Origin of the sequence: Quadrisphaera setariae (genome assembly GCF_008041935.1) — a bacterium.
In the GTDB taxonomy this organism is placed as follows: domain Bacteria; phylum Actinomycetota; class Actinomycetes; order Actinomycetales; family Quadrisphaeraceae; genus Quadrisphaera; species Quadrisphaera setariae.
This window is the reverse complement of record NZ_VKAC01000001.1, coordinates 579074-597813: the sequence shown is the minus strand read 5'-3', so window position 1 is coordinate 597813 and position 18740 is coordinate 579074. Positions and strand designations below refer to the sequence as shown.

19 protein-coding genes are annotated in these 18740 nt (G+C 76.8%); 9 read left to right on the top strand and 10 right to left on the bottom strand.

Going from position 1 to position 18740, the window contains the following annotated elements:
• Positions 1–132: 132 nt before the first annotated feature.
• Positions 133–750, bottom strand: coding sequence for a M48 metallopeptidase family protein (locus tag FMM08_RS02645; RefSeq protein ID WP_187279488.1), 618 nt, complete (start codon positions 748–750; stop codon positions 133–135).
• A gap of 376 nt (positions 751–1126) precedes the next feature.
• Between FMM08_RS02645 and FMM08_RS02640 the strand changes: the two genes are divergently transcribed.
• The 4 genes from FMM08_RS02640 to FMM08_RS02625 all read left to right on the top strand — a co-directional run bounded on the left by FMM08_RS02640 (position 1127) and on the right by FMM08_RS02625 (position 4452).
• Complete coding sequence (locus tag FMM08_RS02640; RefSeq protein ID WP_109773365.1) at positions 1127–1282, top strand: DUF5679 domain-containing protein; 156 nt, start codon at positions 1127–1129, stop codon at positions 1280–1282.
• Positions 1283–1364: 82 nt separating this feature from the next.
• Positions 1365–2405 (top strand): TOMM precursor leader peptide-binding protein, encoded by a 1041-nt coding sequence (locus FMM08_RS02635; RefSeq protein WP_147924720.1) that lies wholly within the window; start codon positions 1365–1367, stop codon positions 2403–2405.
• A 193-nt stretch (positions 2406–2598) separates the two neighbouring features.
• Positions 2599–3927: an ABC1 kinase family protein gene (locus tag FMM08_RS02630; RefSeq protein WP_147924904.1), complete on the top strand. Its 1329-nt coding sequence runs from the start codon at positions 2599–2601 to the stop codon at positions 3925–3927.
• A gap of 171 nt (positions 3928–4098) precedes the next feature.
• Positions 4099–4452, top strand: coding sequence for a histone-like nucleoid-structuring protein Lsr2 (locus tag FMM08_RS02625; RefSeq protein WP_147924719.1), 354 nt, complete (start codon positions 4099–4101; stop codon positions 4450–4452).
• A gap of 91 nt (positions 4453–4543) precedes the next feature.
• Here FMM08_RS02625 and FMM08_RS02620 read toward each other — a convergent pair whose 3' ends face one another.
• From FMM08_RS02620 to FMM08_RS02590, 7 genes are all read right to left on the bottom strand, one after another.
• Entirely contained in the window at positions 4544–5029 is a 486-nt protein-coding gene (locus FMM08_RS02620; RefSeq protein WP_147924718.1) for a hypothetical protein, read from the bottom strand.
• Positions 5026–5529: a pilus assembly protein gene (locus FMM08_RS02615; protein WP_147924717.1), complete on the bottom strand. Its 504-nt coding sequence runs from the start codon at positions 5527–5529 to the stop codon at positions 5026–5028. The genes FMM08_RS02620 and FMM08_RS02615 overlap by 4 nt, the downstream gene beginning before the upstream one ends.
• Complete coding sequence (locus FMM08_RS02610; protein ID WP_222710314.1) at positions 5526–5966, bottom strand: TadE/TadG family type IV pilus assembly protein; 441 nt, start codon at positions 5964–5966, stop codon at positions 5526–5528. Before FMM08_RS02610 ends, FMM08_RS02615 begins: the two co-directional genes overlap by 4 nt.
• On the bottom strand, positions 5963–6184 hold the full coding sequence (locus FMM08_RS02605; protein WP_222710357.1) for a hypothetical protein: 222 nt from the start codon (positions 6182–6184) through the stop codon (positions 5963–5965). The genes FMM08_RS02610 and FMM08_RS02605 overlap by 4 nt, the downstream gene beginning before the upstream one ends.
• A 67-nt stretch (positions 6185–6251) precedes the next feature.
• Positions 6252–7220 (bottom strand): type II secretion system F family protein, encoded by a 969-nt coding sequence (locus tag FMM08_RS02600; protein WP_222710313.1) that lies wholly within the window; start codon positions 7218–7220, stop codon positions 6252–6254.
• A complete protein-coding gene (locus tag FMM08_RS02595; protein ID WP_147924716.1) occupies positions 7217–8083 on the bottom strand; it encodes a type II secretion system F family protein in 867 nt (288 codons plus the stop codon). The genes FMM08_RS02600 and FMM08_RS02595 overlap by 4 nt, the downstream gene beginning before the upstream one ends.
• A complete protein-coding gene (locus FMM08_RS02590) occupies positions 8084–9322 on the bottom strand; it encodes a TadA family conjugal transfer-associated ATPase (protein ID WP_147924715.1) in 1239 nt (412 codons plus the stop codon).
• Between the two features lie 385 nt (positions 9323–9707).
• Here FMM08_RS02590 and FMM08_RS02585 point away from each other — a divergent pair, with 385 nt between their 5' ends.
• The 4 genes from FMM08_RS02585 (at position 9708) to FMM08_RS02570 (ending at position 16107) form a co-directional block, all read left to right on the top strand.
• Entirely contained in the window at positions 9708–13889 is a 4182-nt protein-coding gene (locus FMM08_RS02585) for an FtsK/SpoIIIE domain-containing protein (RefSeq protein ID WP_147924714.1), read from the top strand.
• Between the two features lie 194 nt (positions 13890–14083).
• Entirely contained in the window at positions 14084–14596 is a 513-nt protein-coding gene (locus tag FMM08_RS02580; RefSeq protein WP_222710312.1) for a GNAT family N-acetyltransferase, read from the top strand.
• Positions 14597–14835: 239 nt separating this feature from the next.
• On the top strand, positions 14836–15279 hold the full coding sequence (locus tag FMM08_RS02575; RefSeq protein ID WP_187279514.1) for an ATP-binding protein: 444 nt from the start codon (positions 14836–14838) through the stop codon (positions 15277–15279).
• A 12-nt stretch (positions 15280–15291) separates the two neighbouring features.
• The gene (locus tag FMM08_RS02570; protein ID WP_255471960.1) at positions 15292–16107 is read left to right on the top strand and encodes a SigB/SigF/SigG family RNA polymerase sigma factor; all 816 of its coding nucleotides are present in this window, start codon (positions 15292–15294) and stop codon (positions 16105–16107) included.
• Between the two features lie 32 nt (positions 16108–16139).
• Here the strand turns inward: FMM08_RS02570 and FMM08_RS02565 are convergent, their stop codons facing one another.
• Complete coding sequence (locus tag FMM08_RS02565; RefSeq protein ID WP_147924711.1) at positions 16140–16538, bottom strand: hypothetical protein; 399 nt, start codon at positions 16536–16538, stop codon at positions 16140–16142.
• Between the two features lie 329 nt (positions 16539–16867).
• On the opposite strand from FMM08_RS02565, the gene FMM08_RS02560 reads away from it, so the two are divergent.
• Positions 16868–17116 carry a WhiB family transcriptional regulator gene (locus tag FMM08_RS02560; protein ID WP_109773353.1) on the top strand — a complete coding sequence of 83 codons (249 nt, stop codon included), beginning with the start codon at positions 16868–16870 and terminating at the stop codon, positions 17114–17116.
• Positions 17117–17222: 106 nt separating this feature from the next.
• Here the strand turns inward: FMM08_RS02560 and FMM08_RS02555 are convergent, their stop codons facing one another.
• The gene (locus FMM08_RS02555; protein WP_147924710.1) at positions 17223–18716 is read right to left on the bottom strand and encodes a sensor histidine kinase; all 1494 of its coding nucleotides are present in this window, start codon (positions 18714–18716) and stop codon (positions 17223–17225) included.
• Positions 18717–18740: the final 24 nt, after the last annotated feature.

Below are 18740 nucleotides of genomic sequence, written 5' to 3'. Positions count from 1 at the left end.
TGACCTCGGTCAGGTGCGGAGGCGTCGGCCCAGGACCAGTCCACCGCACCTGACCACGGTCAGTCCCGGACCTGACCTCGGTCACCCGCGGCGGGCCGAGGACCGGGGCCCGACCGGCGGACCCCGGACCCGTCAGCCGGGCAGCTGCGCGGCGGGGTCTGCGCCGTCGTCGACGTCAGCGATGGGCAGGTCGCGCGCGGTGGCGAACCCCTCCAGGTAGCCGCGGGCCCGCTCGGTGCGCGGGTAGGCCTCCACGAGCTCCCAGAAGCGGTCGCCGTGGCCGTGCTCGAGCAGGTGGGCCAGCTCGTGGACGAGCACGTAGTCGACCACCCAGGAGGGCATGCCCTGCAGCCGGTCGGACAGGCGGATGGTGCCGTCAGCGGTGGTGGTGGAGCCCCAGCGGGTGGTCTGGTTGGCCACCCACCGGACGCTGGAGGGTCGTGCGCGGCCCCCGAGGTAGCGGGCGCTCAGCTCGGCGGCGCGCCGGGCGAGGGCGTCGTCGCTGGGGCGGCGGCGCTGGTCCTGCGCGGCGAGCTTGGTGACCATCCGGTCCACCCAGACGCGCTCCTGCGCACGGGTGAACCCCGCCGGGATGCAGACCACCACGGTGCCGCCGTCGCGGAAGGCGGTCACGGTGCGTCGGCGGCGGGCGCTGCGGCGCACCTCCACGGGAGGGAGGGCGGGGGCCTCCGAGCGCGCGGGGACGGGCACAGGGTCACCCCCGGCCACTCGCGCCCCCTGCGCCGCCATGGACCAACGCTACTGCCCCGAGGGGCTCTCCACCGGCCACGACACCCTCGTGGGGCCCCGGTCGGCGAGGCCGCGACCGCGCACGGGCGCCTGGTGGGCGAGCACCTCACGAGGGGCCACCGATCACCACGGAGCGTGACCGCCGGTCCGGGGCGGACAGGGCCAGACGGGCGTCTCCGCGTTGACGGTGCCTGCTGGCGGCCCTACCGTCATCACCAGTCCTCCGGTCGAGGAGCCCACCGCAGGGGAAGGCGGCACGGCTCCTCGGCCGGAGGACTCTTCTGTTCCGCCGGTGGTGTCCGGACCAGCCGCTACGGTGGCGCGGACCGCACCACCGGTCCGGGCCCCGCCCGGGCCCAGACACGAGGAGGCCCCCGTGGCCGAGACCTACTCGGGTTCGTTCTACTGCGTGAAGTGCAAGGAGAAGCGCGACGCCGAGGGCGGTGTGGTGGAGACCAACGGCCGTCGCATGGCCAAGGCGAAGTGCCCCGTCTGCGGCACCAACCTCAACCGCATCCTCGGCAAGGCCTGAGCCCTCCTGCACCGCCCCGCTGGCGCCGCTCCCCTGTGGACGGCGCCAGCGGCGCAGGGCCCGTCGGTGCCACGCTCGCACCGTGACCGGCACGACTCCCCTGCGCCTGCGCCCCGGGCTCCTCACCGCGTGGCGCTCCCCCGGCCGGCTCCAGCTCGGTGTGGGCACCGGCGCCCACGTGCTGGAGGGCCTCACCGCCGCTGACGAGCTGGTGGTCGACGCGCTGACCGCTGGCGCCGACCCGACCTCGCTCCAGCGCCTCGCCGCCCTGCGCGGGGGGACGCCCCAGCGCACGCGCGCCCTGGTCGACGCCCTCGCCTCCGCCGGCGCCCTGGACGACTCCGCCCCGCGCGCCGCCGACGCCCGCCGCAGCGCGCCGGCGGCCTCGTCGGGTCGGCTCGCTCGGGCGTGCGCCGTCGTCGTGGGCGCCTCCCCCACCGGGCGGGCCGTGGCCCTCGGCCTGGCGGCCGCCGGGACGGGCACCGTGCTCGTCGAGGACGAGGCCCCCGTGACGGGGGCCGACGTGGGGCCGGGCGCGTTCTGCGCGGGCGACCTCGACCTGTCCCGCGGGGCCGCCACCGCTCGCGCCCTGGCGCACCACCACCCGGCCGTGCGCACACGGCCGCCGAACACCGGACCGGTGCGCCCCGACGTCGTCGTCCTCGTGGCCTCCGGGGCCCACGACGCCCGGCGCGCCGACCCGCTGGTGCGCGAGGGCGTGCCGCACCTGGGAGTGCTGCAGCTGGGCACCTCCGCCGTGGTGGGACCTCTCGTGCGCCCCGGTGCCGGGGCGTGCCTGCGCTGCCTGGACCTGCACCGCACCGACCGCGACCCGGAGTGGCCGCGCCTGCTGCCCCAGCTGGCCGCGCCGCCGGGAGGGCCGCTCCGGCCGGAACCCCCGCACCTGGCGGCGCTGGCCGCCGCGGTGGCGGTGCAGCAGGCGGTGGCACAGCTGCTCGGGCACGACCCGGCCGCTCTCGACGCGACCGTGGAGCTCGACCTCACCGGTGCGCTGGGGGTGCGGCCCTGGTCGGCGCACCCCGCCTGCGGCTGCACCTGGGCCGACGACCTGGGTGAGGGGCTGAGCGACGGCTGGGCCGGTGGGGCGCCAGCGCTCCTCTGACCGGCGAGGCGGCCGGCTCGGTGGGCGGGCGGGTGGCAGGGGGCCGGTCAGCCGTGATCGGTCCCCCGCTGCGAGAGTCGGGGAGCCGTCGCAGGATGGCGGGGTGGACGCACCCGCCGAGGACCCCCTGGACCGCCAGCCGGACGGCCCCGCGGAGGACGACGACGAGCGCGGCGCCCGCCGGGGAGGCGCGATCCCTCGTGGCTCCCTGAGCAGGGGCCTGCGGCTGGCCCAGCTGCCCGCCGCGTTCGCAGGGCGCCAGGCGGTGGGGCTGGGGCGCCGGCTGGGCGGCCGCTCGCAGGCCGACGTGCAGGCCTCGGTGCAGCAGGCCACCGCGGAGCAGGTCTTCAAGGTGCTCGGTCAGCTCAAGGGCGGCGCCATGAAGGTCGGGCAGGCGCTGTCGGTGCTCGAGGCGGCCCTGCCCGAGGAGCAGGCGGGCCCGTACCGCGCGGCGCTCACCAAGCTGCAGGACGCCGCTCCCCCCATGCCGGCCGCCACGGTCCGCGCCGTGCTCGCCGCCGAGCTGGGACCGGGCTGGCGCTCGCTGTTCACGAGCTTCGAGGAGAAGCCCGCCGCTGCCGCGTCCGTGGGGCAGGTGCACCGGGCGGTGTGGTCGGACGGTCGGCAGGTCGCGGTCAAGGTGCAGTACCCCGGCGCCGGGGACGCGCTGCTGGGGGACCTCGACCAGGTGGGACGGCTCGTCCGCGTCGCGGCGGGGTGGATCCCCGGCATGGAGGTCGGCCCGATCATCGCCGAGCTGCGCGAGCGGGTGGCCGAGGAGCTCGACTACCGCGCCGAGGGAGCGTCGCAGCAGGCGTTCGCGGACGCCTTCGCCGACGATGACGAGGTGGTCGTCCCGGCGGTCGTCATGGCCACCGGCCGCGTGCTGGTCAGCGAGTGGCTCGACGGGGTGCCGCTGTCGAAGGTCATCGCCGACGGCACGCAGGAGCAGCGCGACCTGGCGGCGCGCCGCTACCTGGAGGTGCTCCTGCTGGGCCCGGCGCGGGCCGGGCTGCTGCACGCCGACCCGCACCCGGGCAACTTCCGCCTCACCCCTGACGGTCGTTTCGGAATCCTCGACTTCGGCGCGGTGAACCGCCTTCCGCACGGAATGCCACCGGCCATCGGCCGGCTCCTGGGGGCCGCTCTCGACGGCGATTCCGAGACGGTGGCCGAGGGGCTGCGCGACGAGGGCTTCATCCGCGAGCGCATCCAGGTGGACCCCGACCAGCTGCTCGACTACCTCAGCCCTTTCGTGGAGCCGCTGCGCCACGAGGAGTTCCGCTTCGACAGGGCGTGGCTGCAGTCGCTGTTCAAGCACGTGAACGACCGCGAGCGCCCCGAGTGGACGATCAACCTCAAGGTCAACCTGCCTCCGGAGTACGTGCTCATCCACCGGGTGTGGTTCGGCGGGATCGGCGTCATGTGCCAGCTGGGCGGCGTGGTCCCGGCGGTGCAGGTGCTGTCGGACTTCCTGCCGGAGTTCGCCGAGGAGGACCTGGAGGACTCGGAAGTCTCCTGAGATTCGCGAGTGCCGGAGCTCCGCGATGCCGCTCGTCACTGGGAAATCGCCGCCAATCCGGTGACACGGCGCGCTCGCATTGCGAATTCATCACCGGATGTGCGATAAATGCTGCGCACGTCCTCCTCGCGGCGGACGCTGCACTTCCCAGCCCTTCGCGAGAGAGACGGCATGGCCACCAAGACCATCACCCACATCACCGACGACCTCGACGGCTCCTCGGACGCCGAGACCGTCAAGTTCGGCCTGTGGGGCGCCACCTACGAGATCGACCTCTCCGAGGACAACCAGAAGAAGCTCGAGGCCGCGCTGGAGCCCTACCTCTCGGTGGCCCGCAAGGCGAGCGGCGGCACCGCGCGCCGCGCCAGCAGCCCGCGCAGCTCCGGCTCCGCCTCCGCCTCCGGCGGCGCCGACTACGACGCCAAGGCCGTCCGCGCGTGGGCCTCGGCCAACGGCGTGGCCGTCCCGGCCCGCGGTCGCATCCCCAAGACGGTGCTCGAGCAGTACCAGTCCGCCGCCAGCTGACCAGCCGGCTCGCCGACCGGCGCCAGCGCCCGCTCCCCGCGTGGGGGCGGGCGCTCCGTCGTCCCAGGGGGCTTCCCAGGGACGTGCCAGGTCAGGGCAGGACCAGGCCCTGGCGGGCGCGGGAGGTCACCTCCAGCGGCACGGTGACTCCGTCACCGACCCACGCCGGCAGCAGCGCCGGCCTGACGCTGGCGGCGAGGGTCACCTCGGCGGTCAGGCCGTCGGGGGTGCCGGTCGGGGCGACCACGGCCAGTCCGAGGAGGTCTGCCGGGTGGGGCGTGCGAGCCAGCAGGTCCGCGGCGCTGCGCCGCACGCCGGCGTCGTCGAGGGGCACGCCCTGGCCGGGCACCACGCCGTCGCGGTAGTAGGCGGCCTCGTCGAGGGCGTCCGCGGCGTCGAGCGCGGCGGAGTCGGCCACGGACAGCAGGTGGGTGCGGGCGAGGTGCAGCTCGGTGGCCGCGGCTCCGACGAGCACGAGGGCGACGACGACGAGAGCGTCGGCCACGACGAGCGGCGTCACCGAGCCGTCGTCCCCCACCGCGGCGGCAGCCCGCCGGGCGCGCCGCACCGGCCTCACCGGCCCGCGCCCGTCGTCGTCCTCGTCGCGGGCAGGGCCGCGAACCTGTCGACCACCGCGGTGCCGGTGGCCTCCACGGGCACCCGAGCGGGTACGGCGGCGCGCAGGAGCGGCGGGACGAACGGCAGCGGGACGTCCACCCGGACCGTCACGACGACGGCGGCGTCGGGCGCGAAGCAGCCGGTGGCCTCGCAGGAGGTGGCCGCGGTGGCGTCGGCGGGGGTGAAGCCCTGGTCGGTGAGCGCCAGGGCCAGCGCGGCCTCCGCCCGCCCGGGCGCCTCGGCGGCCTGGGCCGCGGTCACGTAGGCCCGAGCGGCGGAGCGGGCACCCGCGGAGGCGGCGTACGCGCCGGCCTGCACCCTGGCGAGGGTCATGACGAGGTAGGCGACGGGCACGAGCAGGAGCAGCGCCAGCGCGATGAACTCCACCGAGGCGCTGCCGCCGTCACCGCGGGCACAGCGCGGAGCAGCACGGCGCAGGCCGGCCCGGAGCCGCCTCACGGGAGCACCTCCACGAGCCCGTGCCCGCGCACCGTCATGGTGCCGCCGCCGAACCAGCCGACCAGCGGCAGCGGGACGGTGGCGGTGACCTCCACCACGTCGAGGCCGCCGCGGTGGACCTCGGCAGCAGTGACGGTGTCGGCGTAGCTCGCCGGCAGCGAGGCGCGGACCAGCTCGCGGGCGCGCTCGGCGCCGTCGGCGGGCGTCCGGTCGGCCAGGGCCCCGAAGCGGGCGCCCTCGCCGACGCAGTCGACCAGCGTCCCGCGCAGGTGGAGCGCGAGACCCAGCTGGAGCAGACCGGCGAAGAGGACCGAGACGAGCGCCATCACCATGACGGACTCGGCGACGGCGGCGCCCGCGTCGCCGCGAGGCGCCTCGGAGCAGTTCCCGGAGGGGTTCTGGGCGCGGGGAGGACCGGCGGCCGGAGGCCGCCTCACTTGACCGTCACGGCGGAGATGGCGCTCTGGAACATCTGGACGAGCATCGGCTGGGCCACCGCCGCGAGCCCGACGACGATGCCGGCCGTCATGACGGTGACGAGCACCCAGCCGGGCACGTCACCGCGCTCGCGGTCGGCGGGCCGCGCCAGAGCGGTCGCGGAGGTGGCCGAGGCGGCGGTGAGGGCGGTCAGGAGCAGGGCGGTGAGGCGGGACATCGGGTCCTCCGTGGTTCTCTGCGGGTTCTCGAGGGGGTGAGCGGGGCGGGTCGAGGTCAGGGCCGGGTCAGGGCGACATCCTCAGGACGGCCAGACCGGGGTAGACGGCGAAGACGACGGTCACCGGGAGCACGAGGAACACCACCGGGACGATCATGGCCAGCTCCTTGCGGCCTCCGGCCTCCACGAGCCGGCGACGGGCGAGCTGGCGCACGTCCTGGGCCTGCGCGGCGAGGACGTCGGCCAGCGGCGAGCCGCGCTCCACGGCCACGGCGATGCCGTCCACGAAGCGGGTGAGCGGCTCCGCGGAGGTGCGCTCCCCCATCCGCGCCAGCGCCGCCACCAGCGGGGTGCCCGAGCGGGCGTCGGCGAGGGTGGCGCCCAGCTCCGCCGACAGCTCCCCGCGGCAGGTGCGAGCGACCCTGTGGAGCGCACCGACGGCGCCCTCACCGGCGCCGACGGCGAGCGCGAGCAGCTCCGCGACGGTGGGGAGCTCGGCCAGGAGGCGCTCCTCGCGGCGGCGCACCGCGCGTCCGAGCGCCTGGTCCCGGCCCAGCACCCCGCCGAGCACACCGGTGGGCACCAGGAGCACCGCGGCGAGCAGCGGACCGCCCCGGGCGACCACGCCGAGCGCGAGCAGCAGCCCCGCCGCGCCGCCCAGGGCTCCCCACACCACCTGCTCGGCGCGGTAGTGCTCCACCGTGGTGGCGCTGCCGGCCTGCAGCAGGCGCCGCGAGACGGCGGCGGTGCTCGGGGAGCGCCGCGCGGCCGCGCGGGCCAGCGGGGCGAGCAGACCGCCGGGCGCGGTGCCGAGCAGGCGCGCCAGCACCCCTGCAGGCGCCCGGCCGGGTGCGAGCAGCCGCGACCCGCGCGGCCGGTCCGCCAGGTGCGGGGCCAGGCGGGCGTCCAGGGAGGGCCGCGCCCACGCCGGCACGCCCAGCAGCACCAGCCACAGCCCCGCACCCGCCAGCAGGCCCAGCCCGGCCCCCAGGGGGCTCAGCTGCGGACCCACCAGAGGACCCAGCACCGCGCTCACCGGAGCACCCGCTCGTCCTCGGGCAGCCGCCCGACGCGACGCATGACCACGTAGGCGAGGACGCAGCACGCCGCCCCCGCGCCGATGACCAGCGCGCCCGCGGGCTCGCGGAACGCGTCCACCGTCCCGGGCCGGGTGCACAGCAGGAGCAGGACCACCCACGGTGCGGCGACGGCGAGGCGCGCGGTGGCCACGGTCCAGCTCTGCCGGGCCAGCAGCTCCCCGCGGGTGCGGGCGTCGTCGCGCAGGAACGCGGACAGCGAGCGCAGCACCCGGCCCAGGTCGCTGCCGCCGACCTCGCGGGTCAGGCGCAGCGCCTCGACCACGCGGTCGGCCACCGGGTCGGCCAGCGCCTCCTTGAGCCGGTCCAGGGCGGGCAGGAAGCGGCCGGTGGCGCGGTGGTCGTCGGCGAAGTCGGCGAACGCGGGGCGCAGCGGTTCCGGGCCGTGCACCGCGAGCGCGGCGAGGGCCTCGGGCAGGGACAGCCCTGCGCGCACGCCGGAGGCCAGGTGGTCGACGGCGTCGGGCCACAGCTCCCGCACGGCGGCGGCGCGGCTGCGCGCACGGGCGCGCAGGAGGGCCACCGGCCCCCAGGAGGCGCCGGCGCCGAGCAGCAGCGCCAGCACCGCGGAGCCGGACACCAGCAGGGCCGCCACCGCCACGGCCAGCGCGGTCGCGGCGCAGGCCGTGGGCAGCGCCGCCGGCGGCAGTCCCGTCAGGCCGGCGCTGCCCAGGAGGTCCTCGGCGCGGTCGCGCAGCCCGGGACGGTCCCCGGTCGCGTCGTCGTCCTGGGCGTCCACCCAGCAGGCCCACCAGAGGCAGAAGAGGCCAGCCCCCAGCAGGAGCCCGGTCAGCGCGCCCACTCAGGCCTCCGGGCGCAGCAGGGCGGTCAGGTCGAAGCCGGCGCGGGCGAAGCGCTCCTCGTGCGGTGCGCTCCCGGTGCCCCGCACCAGACGCGGGCTGCCGCCGTCGAGCACGGTGCCGAAGACCGTGCCCGTCTCGATGACACCGCCCTCGACGCGGCCGGGCACCGCCAGCACCTCGCGGACGCGGCGGCGGCCGTCGGCCTCCAGCGCCACGTGCACCACGAGGTCCACCGCGGAGGCCACCGTCGGGACGACGAAGTCCGCCGTGACGTTCGGGCCCGCCAGCAGGGGCAGCGTGCACAGCTTGGTGACGGCCTCGCGGGCGCTGTTGGCGTGCACGGTGGCCATGCCGGGAAGACCGCTGTTCAGCGCGATGAGCAGGTCCAGGCTCTCCGCCTGGCGCACCTCCCCCACCACCAGGCGGTCCGGGCGCATCCGCAGCGCCTCCTTCACCAGGCGGCGCAGCGTGATCTCCCCGGTGCCCTCCAGGCTGGGCTGGCGGCACTGCAGGCCGACCACGTCCCGGCCGTGGAAGGCCAGCTCGAAGACCTCCTCGACCGTGATGACGCGCTCGCGGGAGGGGATGGCACCCGACAGGCAGTTGAGCATCGTCGTCTTGCCGGCCTGCGTGCCGCCGGCGACCAGCACGTTGAGGCCCGACGCGACGGCGGCGTCGAGGAAGGCCGCGCAGCTCGCCGTCAGGGTGCCCAGCTGCACGAGGTGCTCGGTGCGGGAGGCCTTCACCACGAACTTGCGGATGTTCACCGCCCAGTGGCGGCGGGTGACGTCGGGGATGGCCACGTGCAGGCGCGCGCCGGACGGCAGGGCGGCGTCGACGAACGGCGAGCTGAGGTCGAGGCGGCGGCCGGTGGTGCGCAGCATCCGCTCGACGAGGTCGTGGACGGCGGCCTCGGTGAGGATGGTGGTGGTGAGCTCGGAGCGGCCGCCGCGGGCGACGAAGACCTTGCCGGGCTCGTTGATCCAGATCTCCTCGACCTCGGGGTCGTCGAGGTGGACCTGCAGCGGGCCGAGGCCGGCCACGGCGTCGACGACGGCGCGGACGGTGCCGCTGCGGTCGACGAGGCCGGGCAGGACGCCCAGCAGGGACCGCTCGTCGTAGTCGGCGACGACCTCCTCGACGAGGCGGCGCACCACCTCGGCGTCAGCTGCGGGGTCGAGGGCGCGGCGGCGCACCAGCTCGCGGACCTCGTCCTCGACGATCGCGGTGGCTTCCACGTCCGTCCTCCTCCTGCTGCTCGTCGTGCTGACCCGTCGGCTGGTCCGCCTGGCGCTGCGTCGCGGAGCGACGCAGCCCCATGCAGCGCGACGCCGTCCCCGGCGGCGCGCGGCTCCCAGGACGGCGTGCAGCGGACGCTAGGCAGGTCGGCGCGACGACCGCAGGCGTGCGGGTGACGGGTCACGCCCGAGCCGGGCGTCCCCCGACCGAGAGACGACGGGTGATCACTCACCGTGATCACGGCGACCCCGCACATCGGGGTGGATCGGACGCAACCGTGACACTGCGCCACGAAACGGGACGTCAGCGGCGTAGCGGACCGGTCGTCCACAGGCCGCGGGCAGCGCCCAGCGCGACCAGCTCCCGACGGTGCAGGGTCGACGGGTGCGCCTGGAGCTGACCGCCGGTGGCGCCGGGTGCTGCGGCCCCGGCGCCGACGTCGTCGTGGAAGCCCCCGCCGGCACGCCGCTGCGCGAGGTGCTGCCCCAGCTGGCCGCTGCGGCGGGGCTCGGCGGACTGGGAGCGGCTCGCGTGCTGGTCGGCGGGGCGTGCGTGGCGGACGACGCACCGCTGGGGGCGCCACCGCTGGTGCGGGGGGCGCGACTGGTGCTGGGCGACGACGACGAGAGCGCCGCTGCTGCGCCGTCCCCCGGGGGCGCGCTGCGCGTGCTCTCAGGGCCCGACGCCGGTTCCAGCGCCCGGGTTCCGCTCGGCAGGTCCTGGGTCGGCCGTGACGCGGGTGGGCTCGTGGCCCTGACCGACCCGACCGCCTCACGGCGCCACGTCGAGCTCGACCGCACGCCGGCGGGCACCCGCGTGCGGGACGCCGGCTCGGCCAACGGCACCCGCCTGGACGGACGTCTCCTGGGCGAGGCGTGGACCGTCCTGGCACCGGGGGCGCTCCTGCAGGTGGGCGCGGGCGTGCTCCAGGTGGTGGCCGCTCCCGGCCCAGGGCTGCCGCCGCCCCCTCCCGCGACACCCGACGGCCACGGACGTCTCGTGCTCGGCGCCTCCGAGGTCCCTGCGGCCGAGGAGGCGCCGGATACTGTGGAGGTGGTGCTCCCTGAGCCACCGCAGCCCAGAGCTGGGACCCCGGTGGCCTGGGCGGCGGTGCTCGCCCCCGCCCTCGTCGCGGTGCCGCTGGCGCTCCTGTGGTCGCCGGTGGCGCTGCTCCTGGCGACCACCGGCCCCCTGGTGGCCCTCGTGACGGCCGCCGGAGACCGGCGGCGCCGCCGCCGCGACCACGTGCGCGCCCTGGCCGACCACCGCGATGCGGTGCGCCGGCACCACGCACGCGCCGAACGGGCCCTGGTCCGCGAGCGCTCCGCGCTGGAGCTGCTGCACCCCGCTGCAGGCGCCCTGCTCGCCCTGGTGGAGGCACGGGACCCGCTGCTGTGGTCCCGTCCCGCGGAGCCGCGCTCCGCCGGCGGCGCCCTGAGGGTCCGGCTGGGCACGGCTCGGGTGCCGAGCGGTGTGGTGGTGCGCGACGTTGCCGAGGACGACGACGGTGGTGGCGCGCCGAGCCCGATCGAGCACGAGGCGGGTCCCCTGGTGGTCGACCTCGGCGGACTGCGGCGCGTGGAGGTGCGCGGCGACGCCGAGGCCGCGCACGCCGCGGCGCGTGCCCTCGTCTGCCAGCTGGCGGTGCTGCACGGCCCCGACCGCCTCGAGCTGGTCCTGCCCGCGGTCCCGGGGCCGTGGCGCTGGGCGCGCTGGCTCCCCCACGTCCTGCCGCCGGGCGCCGGGACCACCGCTGGAGGTCGGGACGGCCAGGGCGGCCACGACCGCGGTGGCGCCGTCGCCCGCGTGGCCGTGGGCGACGGCCAGGACTGCCTGGACGGCTCGTGGACGTCCACGGGGGCGGGCACCACCGTCGTCGTCCTGCCCGGTGGTGAGGGCGGGCGCAGTGCGGGTGCGCCGGACGCCGTCCTGCTGGTGGACAGCGGCGGCGCCGCCACCTGGTCGACCGCGGGTACGACGACGGCCCTCGTCACCGACCTCCTCACGCAGGAGCGGGCGGAGCGCCTCGCCCGGGCACTGGCACCGCTGCGTCCCGCCGCGAGCGCCGAGGGGCAGGTCGCGCCGGCGTCACCTCCGCTGACCGAGGTCCTGGAGGGGGCGGCAGGCCTGGACGCCCTGGACCCGCGAGCGGTGGCGCGGGGGTGGGACGGGCCGCGGGGGCGGGACCTCGCGGTGGCCGTCGGCGTGCGCGCCAGTGGGGGTCCGTGGGTGCTCGACCTCGACCGCGACGGCCCGCACGCGCTGGTCGCGGGCACCACGGGGGCGGGCAAGAGCTCGCTGCTCGTGGCGTGGCTGCTGGCGCTGGCGGTGGCGGTGCCGCCGGAGGAGCTGTCGGTGGTGCTGGTCGACTACAAGGGCGGCGCCACAGCGGGGCGGCTGAAGAGCCTGCCGCACCTGGCGGGCTGCGTCACCGACCTCGACGAGCACCTGGCCCAGCGGGCGCTCACGTCCCTGTCCGCCGAGGTGCGCCGCCGCGAGCGGGTGCTGGCCGAGCACGGGGTGGCGGACAGGGCGGAGCTGCTGCGCTGCCGCGTCGACGGCGCACGGCTGCTGCCGCGGCTGCTCGTGGTGGTGGACGAGGTGCGGGTGCTGGTGGACGAGGTCCCGGACCTCGTGCCGGGCCTGGTGCGCCTGGCGACCGTCGGGCGGTCGCTGGGGGTGCACCTGGTGCTGGCCACGCAGCGCCCGGCGGGAGCGGTGAGCCCGGATGCGAGGGCCAACACCAACCTGCGCATCGCCCTGCGGGTGCGCGACGCCCCGGACTCCCTCGACGTCCTGGACGACCCGGGCGCTGCTGCGCTGCCGCCGGACCGACCGGGGGCAGCCCTGGTGCGCCGCGGCGGCGGCGGGCTGGAGGCGGTCCAGGTGGCGTCGCTGGTGCGCCCGCCATCCGTTCCGGTGCGCGTGCTGGCGGTGGGTCAGGTGGTTCCGCCGGGAGGGGAGGCCGTGGACGAGGTGCCGCTGCTCGTGGCGTCGCTGCGGACAGCCGCGGCCGGGCGGCCCCGGGTCAGCTCCCCGTGGCTGCCGCCCCTGCCCGACCTGCTGCCCTGGCGCCACCCGCACGACGCCCAGGACGGCGATGCCGACGACGACCAGCCCGACGCCGCGGGCACGGCGCTCGGCCTGCTGGACGAACCCGAGGTGCCCGCCCAGCGGGTGCTGCGCTGGGACGCCACCGCGCCGCTGGCGGTGTGCGGAGGTCCGGGTTCGGGGCGCACCGCCGCCCTGCGCTGGGTCGCGGCGGCGAGCACCGGCGAGGTCCACGTGGTGGGCGACCCGGCCGAGGTGGCGGACCTGGCTGCGCTGCCGCAGGTCGCGAGCACCGTCGACCCCGATGACGGCGAGCACCTCCTGCGCGTCCTGCAGCACCTCACCGACGTGCCCCGCAGCCGCCGGAACGGTGCGTGCGGGCCCCGGCCGCTGCTGCTCGTCGACGCCGCCGACCGCGTGCTGGCCGGGCGCGCCGCCGCCGGCCAGCGCCACGAGGCGGAGGCCGCAGCCGACCTGCTGGCAGGTCTCGTCACCGCCGGCGCCCCCGTGCTCCTCACCTGCGACGCCGCCTCGCTGACGTCGCGCGCGCTGGCGAGCGTGCGGGAGGTGCTGCTGCTGGCGCCCGCGGACCGCACGGCCGCGGTGCTGGCCGGGGTCCCGTCGGCGGCGACGCCGGTCCACTGGCCGCCGGGGCGGGCGCTGCGCCTGCGCCCGGGGCCGCTGCGGGAGGTCCAGCTGGCCCTGCTCGACCCAGACCTGCTCCGCCCCGGGGCCCTGGTCCCAGCGGCACCTCGCCCGGGGCTGCCCAGCCCCGACGGCGCGGTGCGGCTCGGTGCGCTGCCGAGCTACCTGGCGCTGGCCGAGCTGCGCGCGCTCGCCCCGTCCTCCGCTCCCTCCTCGGGCGCCGCCTCACCCGTCGTGGGTCTCGGTGGCCTGCGGGCCGCTCCCACGGAGATCCCCCTCGCAGCCGGCTCGGGCGCCCTGGTGGTGGGGCCACCGGGCTCCGGCAGGTCCAGCGCGCTGCGTCTGCTCGCCGCCCAGGCCGCAGCTGCAGGTCGGCCGTGCGTCCTGGTGCAGCCGCGCCTGCCCCTGCCCATCACCGCCGGCACGACGAGCGCCCCGCGCACGACGACCGCCGCCGGGGGCGTCCCCGTGGTGACCGGGACGGACACCGCCGCAGGCCGGGCCCTGCTCGCCGCTCTCGCAGCGGCTGCCGCGCCGCCGTCCCGACCCGCGCCCGCACCGCTCGTGCTCGTCGACGACGCCGAGCTGCTGCTCGGCAGCCCGCTGGAGGCCCTCCTCCTCGACCTCGCCGACGGCGACGGGCCCGCGTGCGCCGTCGTGGCGGCGGGCACGAGCGGCCTGCTGCCCACTCACCGGGGGCTGGCAGCGGCGCTGCGCCGCCACCGCACCGGCCTGCTCCTGCACCCGCTCGCCCCCGGAGACGCAGAGGTGGTGGGCGCCCGGGCCCCCGTGGTGCGCGGCGGGCCACGCGGAAGGGCGAGCCTGGTCCGGTCGGGCGCTCTCGTCGTCGTCCAGCTCGCCCTGCCCTGATGCGAGAGGCCACGTCGGCGAGCCGGGGGCGACGCGCCGGGGGCGGTCTGCGTGAGACGCCGCCCGCCGCCCTCTACGGTTCCTCCCACGGGAAGACGGCACCCGCCAGCGGGACCGGCCCGAGCACGACCAGGGCACGACCAGGGCACGACCAGGGCACGACCAGGGCACGACCAGGGCACGACGGAGGACGCGTGGCACCGAGGACGAGGGTCCGCTGGGCCGGACCGGCGGACGTGGAGGCCATCGACGGCCTCATCCGCCAGCTGGCGGTCTACGAGCGCGAGCCCGACGCGGTGGAGGCCACCCCGGACGACCTGCGCGCCGCGCTGTTCGGCCCCGACCCGCGCGTGCGGGCCCTGGTGGCCGAGGTCCTCGAGGGCGAGACGTGGGTCGTGGCCGGCACGGCGATCTCCTTCACCACCTACTCCACGTGGACGGGTCGCCACGGCACCTGGCTGGAGGACCTCTTCGTCAGGCCCCAGCACCGCGGTCTGGGGCTGGGCCGGGCGCTGCTGTCCGCCCTCGCCGCCGATGCCGTGGCGGCCGGGCACCGCCGGCTGGAGTGGTCGGTGCTGGACTGGAACACCCCCGCGCAGGCCGTCTACACCGCCATCGGCGCCCAGCCGCTGGAGGAGTGGACGCGCTGGCGCCTCGCCGGCCCCGAGCTGGAGGCGCTCGCGGCGTCCGGCAGCGTGCCGAGCTGATCAGCAGGCCCGCTCAGCCGGTCTGCTCCGACGGCCCACCCGTCGACGTGGCGCTGGCGGCTGGCGCGGCCCACCTGCGCGCCCCTGAGGACGGGTGCGACGATGACGACCTCGACGACACGACGACGACGCGGTGCAGTCATGGGCTGCGCGAGCCGATCCGAGGAGGCGACGGCGTGACAGCTCCAGCAGACCGGCCCGCCAGCGCCCCCGCAGCCGCGTCGCCACAGGCGGCCCAGGTGGCCCCGACGGCCTCGTCCGGTGACCGGGTCGAGCTGGTGGTGCCCGCCGCCCCGGAGTACCTGTCGGTGCTGCGGACGGCGACGGCCGGGCTCGCCGCGCGGCTCGACCTCACCATCGACGAGATCGAGGACCTGCGCATCGCCGTCGACGAGGCGTGCGCGCTGGTGCTGGGCCCGCAGGCGCTGGACGGCTCACCCGACCTGCACGCCGTCGAGCCCGGCGCAGCGCCCGACGCCTCGGCACCGGTGCTGACGGCCGTCTTCGAGCTGGTGGCCCCGGGTATGAAGGTGCAGGTCAGCGGGCCGGCGCAGACGCTGCCGGGTCGCGACAGCTTCGCGTGGGCGGTGCTGGAGGCGCTGGTCAGCGGTCTGGAGACCGGCCGGGACGACGCCGGGCGCCACTGGATCCGGCTGCGCCACGACGGACCCGGACGCGGGTAGCGCGGCACCGCCGTGAGCGCTCAGGGATCCGAGGGCTCCCCCTCGTCGGTGGTGCGGGCGGCCGTGCCCGAGCAGAACCCCGGCCCCCACCCCGACCTGCCGCCGGAGCTCCTGGAGCTGTCCCGGATGGCCGAGGACGACCCGCGGCGCACGGCGCTGCGCAACCGCGTGGTGGAGTCGCACCTGCCGCTGGTGCGCCACCTGGCGCGGCGCTACGCCGACCGCGGCGAGCCCATGGACGACCTCGTGCAGGTCGGCACCATCGGGCTGCTCAAGGCCGTGGACCGCTACGACCCCGAGCGCGGCGTGCCGTTCTCGGCGTTCGCCGTGCCGACCGTGCTCGGCGAGATCCGCCGGCACTTCCGCGACCGGGGGTGGGCGGTGCGCGTGCCGCGCCGCCTGCAGGAGCTCTCCCGCACGCTCGCCGACGCCCGCACCGAGCTGACGCAGGAGCTGGGACGCGCGCCCACCGTCTCCGAGCTGGCCGAGCGGGCGCAGGTGGACGAGGACGCCGTGCTGGAGGGCATGGAGTCGGCCGGTGCGTACACGACGGTGCCGCTGGACACCGGCGAGGTCGACGCCCCCGGCGCCTGGCTCGCCACCGACGACGAGGCGCTGCGGGTGGTGGAGGACCGCGAGGCCCTGCGCCCCCTGCTGGCGCGGCTGCCCGCGCGGGAGCGGCGGATCATCGCGCTGCGGTTCGTGCGCGGGATGTCGCAGTCGCAGATCGCCGAGGAGGTCGGCATCTCCCAGATGCACGTCTCGCGGCTGCTGACGCGGACGCTGGCGACCATGCGCGCCGAGCTGGGCGACGGCGCCCAGGGCTGAGCCGCGCCCGCGGGCCCGGGCGGTCCCCGGTGTCAGTGGACGGGCGGTTCCGCGTCGTCGTCGCCGACCCACACCGACAGCGGCCGCGACGCCAGGCACACGCCGGCCGCGACGGCCACGAGCACGAACACCGCTGCCACCGGCCACTGCGGCCGCAGGAACAGCGGTGCGGTGAGCACCACCTGGAACAGCTGCCAGGTGAGCAGCGGCGCACGCGCCCAGCGACGGCCGGCGAGCAGCGCCCGGGCGCACAGCGCCAGCCCGACGGCGAGTGCGGCCAGGAGGACGGCCGTGGCGACTGCTCCGGTGGGGTCCTCGGCGCGCGTCAGCTCGATGCCGTAGAAGACCACGACGGCGGCCAGCGCGACCACCTCCACGGCGACCGCCTCCACGGCCACGACCAGCGCCGTGGGCCGCTTCCCGCTCGTCACGCGTCCACCCTCCCCGTGCTCGCCCGGCGGTCCGCCCGCCGGAGCGCTGCCGAGATCGGTTCCCGGTTGGCGGAACACTCCGGGGTGCTCCACCGTTGGTCAGATCAGAGCACGAGACGTCCCGATGATGTTCCGCGCACGACCTGTACCAGAACCCGACACCCCGCGAGTGACTCGCCGCAGTTGACCCTTGTGCAACGCAGCGGACTCTGTGACGATACCTGCGGACGGGGCGCCACTGAGCGCCCCATATACGTGTTCGGACTCGTGAACCGCTTCACAAGAGCGGAGCGACCGGACGAGACCCCGATCCACTGAGGAGCTCACTGATGGACTGGCGGCACCGCTCAGCGTGCCTCGAGGAAGACCCCGAGCTGTTCTTCCCGATCGGCAACACGGGCCCGGCCCTGCTGCAGATCGAGGAGGCGAAGGCCATCTGCCGGCGTTGCGACGTCGTGGAGACCTGCCTGAAGTGGGCGCTCGAGAACGGTCAGGACTCCGGCGTCTGGGGCGGCCTCTCCGAGGACGAGCGCCGCGCGCTCAAGCGCCGCACCGCCCGCGCCCGCCGCGCCGGCTGAACCAGCCCCCCGCGGCACGCGACGCCGGGCGCGCGCAGCGCCTGCACGAAGGGCCGTCCCCTGCTGGGGGCGGCCCTTCGTCGTCGTCACGGCGCTCGTCACGTGCTCACACAGCGGCCGAGGCGGCTGCGCGGTCCCCGCGGGGCTCGTGCAGCTCGGCGTTGACCACGGCCTCCGCGCCGCCGTCGGGACGGTTGCGCCACACGATGCTGCCGCGCAGCTCGCCCTGCACGAGCGCCTGCACGATCTGCGACCCCAGCCCGCCGGCGTGCGGGGAGAAGTCCTCGGGCAGGCCGGCACCGTCGTCGGCGACGGTGGCCACCAGGGCGGTGCCGTCGCGCTCGGCGCGCACCTCCACCCGTCCGTCGCCGCCGCGAAGTCCGTGCTCCACGGCGTTGGTGACCAGCTCGGTGAGCACCAGCGCGAGGGCCGTCGCGTCCTCGGCACCCACCTGCCCGAAGGTGCCGATGCGCCGGACGCTGGCCGCTCCGTGGCTGGCGGCCAGGCTGACGATGAGCTGGAGACCGCGCTCCATGACGTCGTCGAACTCGACGACCTCCTCGAACCCCGCCGAGAGCGTCTCGTGGACCAGCGCGATGGTGCTGACGCGCCGCATCGCCTCCTCGAGGGCCGCACGCCCCGCGTCGGACTCGATGCGGCGCGTCTGCAGCCGCAGCAGGGCCGACACGGTCTGCAGGTTGTTCTTCACCCGGTGGTGGATCTCCCGGATGGTGGCGTCCTTGGTGAGCAGCTCCTGCTCGCGGCGGCGCAGCTCGGTGACGTCGCGGCACAGCACCAGCGCGCCCGTGCGCACGCCCTCCTCCAGCAGCGGCACCGCGCGCAGCGACAGCGCGGCCTGGCGCGACTCCACGTCGCAGCGCCACGGGGCGCGACCGGTGACCACCAGCGGCAGCGTCTCGTCCACCTGGTGGGTGCTGTCCAGGCAGCTGGCGGTGACCTCGGCCAGCGACCTGCCGACGAGGTCTCCGGTGAAGCCCAGGCGGCGGTAGTCGGAGCGGGCGTTGGGGCTGGCGTAGACCACCACGCCCTCCACGTCGAGGCGGACCAGGCCGTCGCCGACGCGCGGGGCGCCGCGGCGGGTGCCCGTGGGGGCCCCCTGGTGGGGGAACGTGCCCTCGGAGACCATGCGCGCCAGGGCGTCGGCGCACTGCAGGTAGTTGCGCTCCAGCCGCGAGGGGGCGCGCGGCACCGACAGGCTCGTGTCGCGCGACATCACCGCGATGACGCGGCCCTGGCGCACCACCGGCACCGTCTCCTCGCGCACCGGGGAGCCGTCCAGCCACTCCGGGTCGTGGTCGCGGCAGATGCGCGCCTCGGCGAAGGCCCTGTCGACCTGCTCGCGCTGGCCGGGGGCGATGTGCGTTCCCACGACGTCCTCGTCGTGGACGGTGACGCCGGTGCTGGGGCGGCAGTGGGCGACGACGACGAAGCCGCCCTCGCGGTCCGGCACCCACAGCAGCAGGTCGGCGAAGGACAGGTCCGAGAGCATCTGCCAGTCGCCGACGAGCAGGTGCAGCCACTCCTCGTCAGCGGCGTCGAGGACTCCCAGCCTGCGCACGAGAGAGCTCAGGGTCGGCACCCGACAACCCTAGAGGCAGCCCGC

Bases quoted from the DNA above. Each gene is read 5' to 3' on its own strand.
- FMM08_RS02645 (WP_187279488.1), bottom strand. From the start codon at position 750: ATGGCGGCGCAGGGGGCGCGAGTGGCCGGGGGTGACCCTGTGCCCGTC.
- FMM08_RS02625 (WP_147924719.1), top strand. From the start codon at position 4,099: ATGGCCACCAAGACCATCACCCACATCACCGACGACCTCGACGGCTCC.
- FMM08_RS02605 (WP_222710357.1), bottom strand. From the start codon at position 6,184: ATGTCCCGCCTCACCGCCCTGCTCCTGACCGCCCTCACCGCCGCCTCG.
- FMM08_RS02560 (WP_109773353.1), top strand. From the start codon at position 16,868: ATGGACTGGCGGCACCGCTCAGCGTGCCTCGAGGAAGACCCCGAGCTG.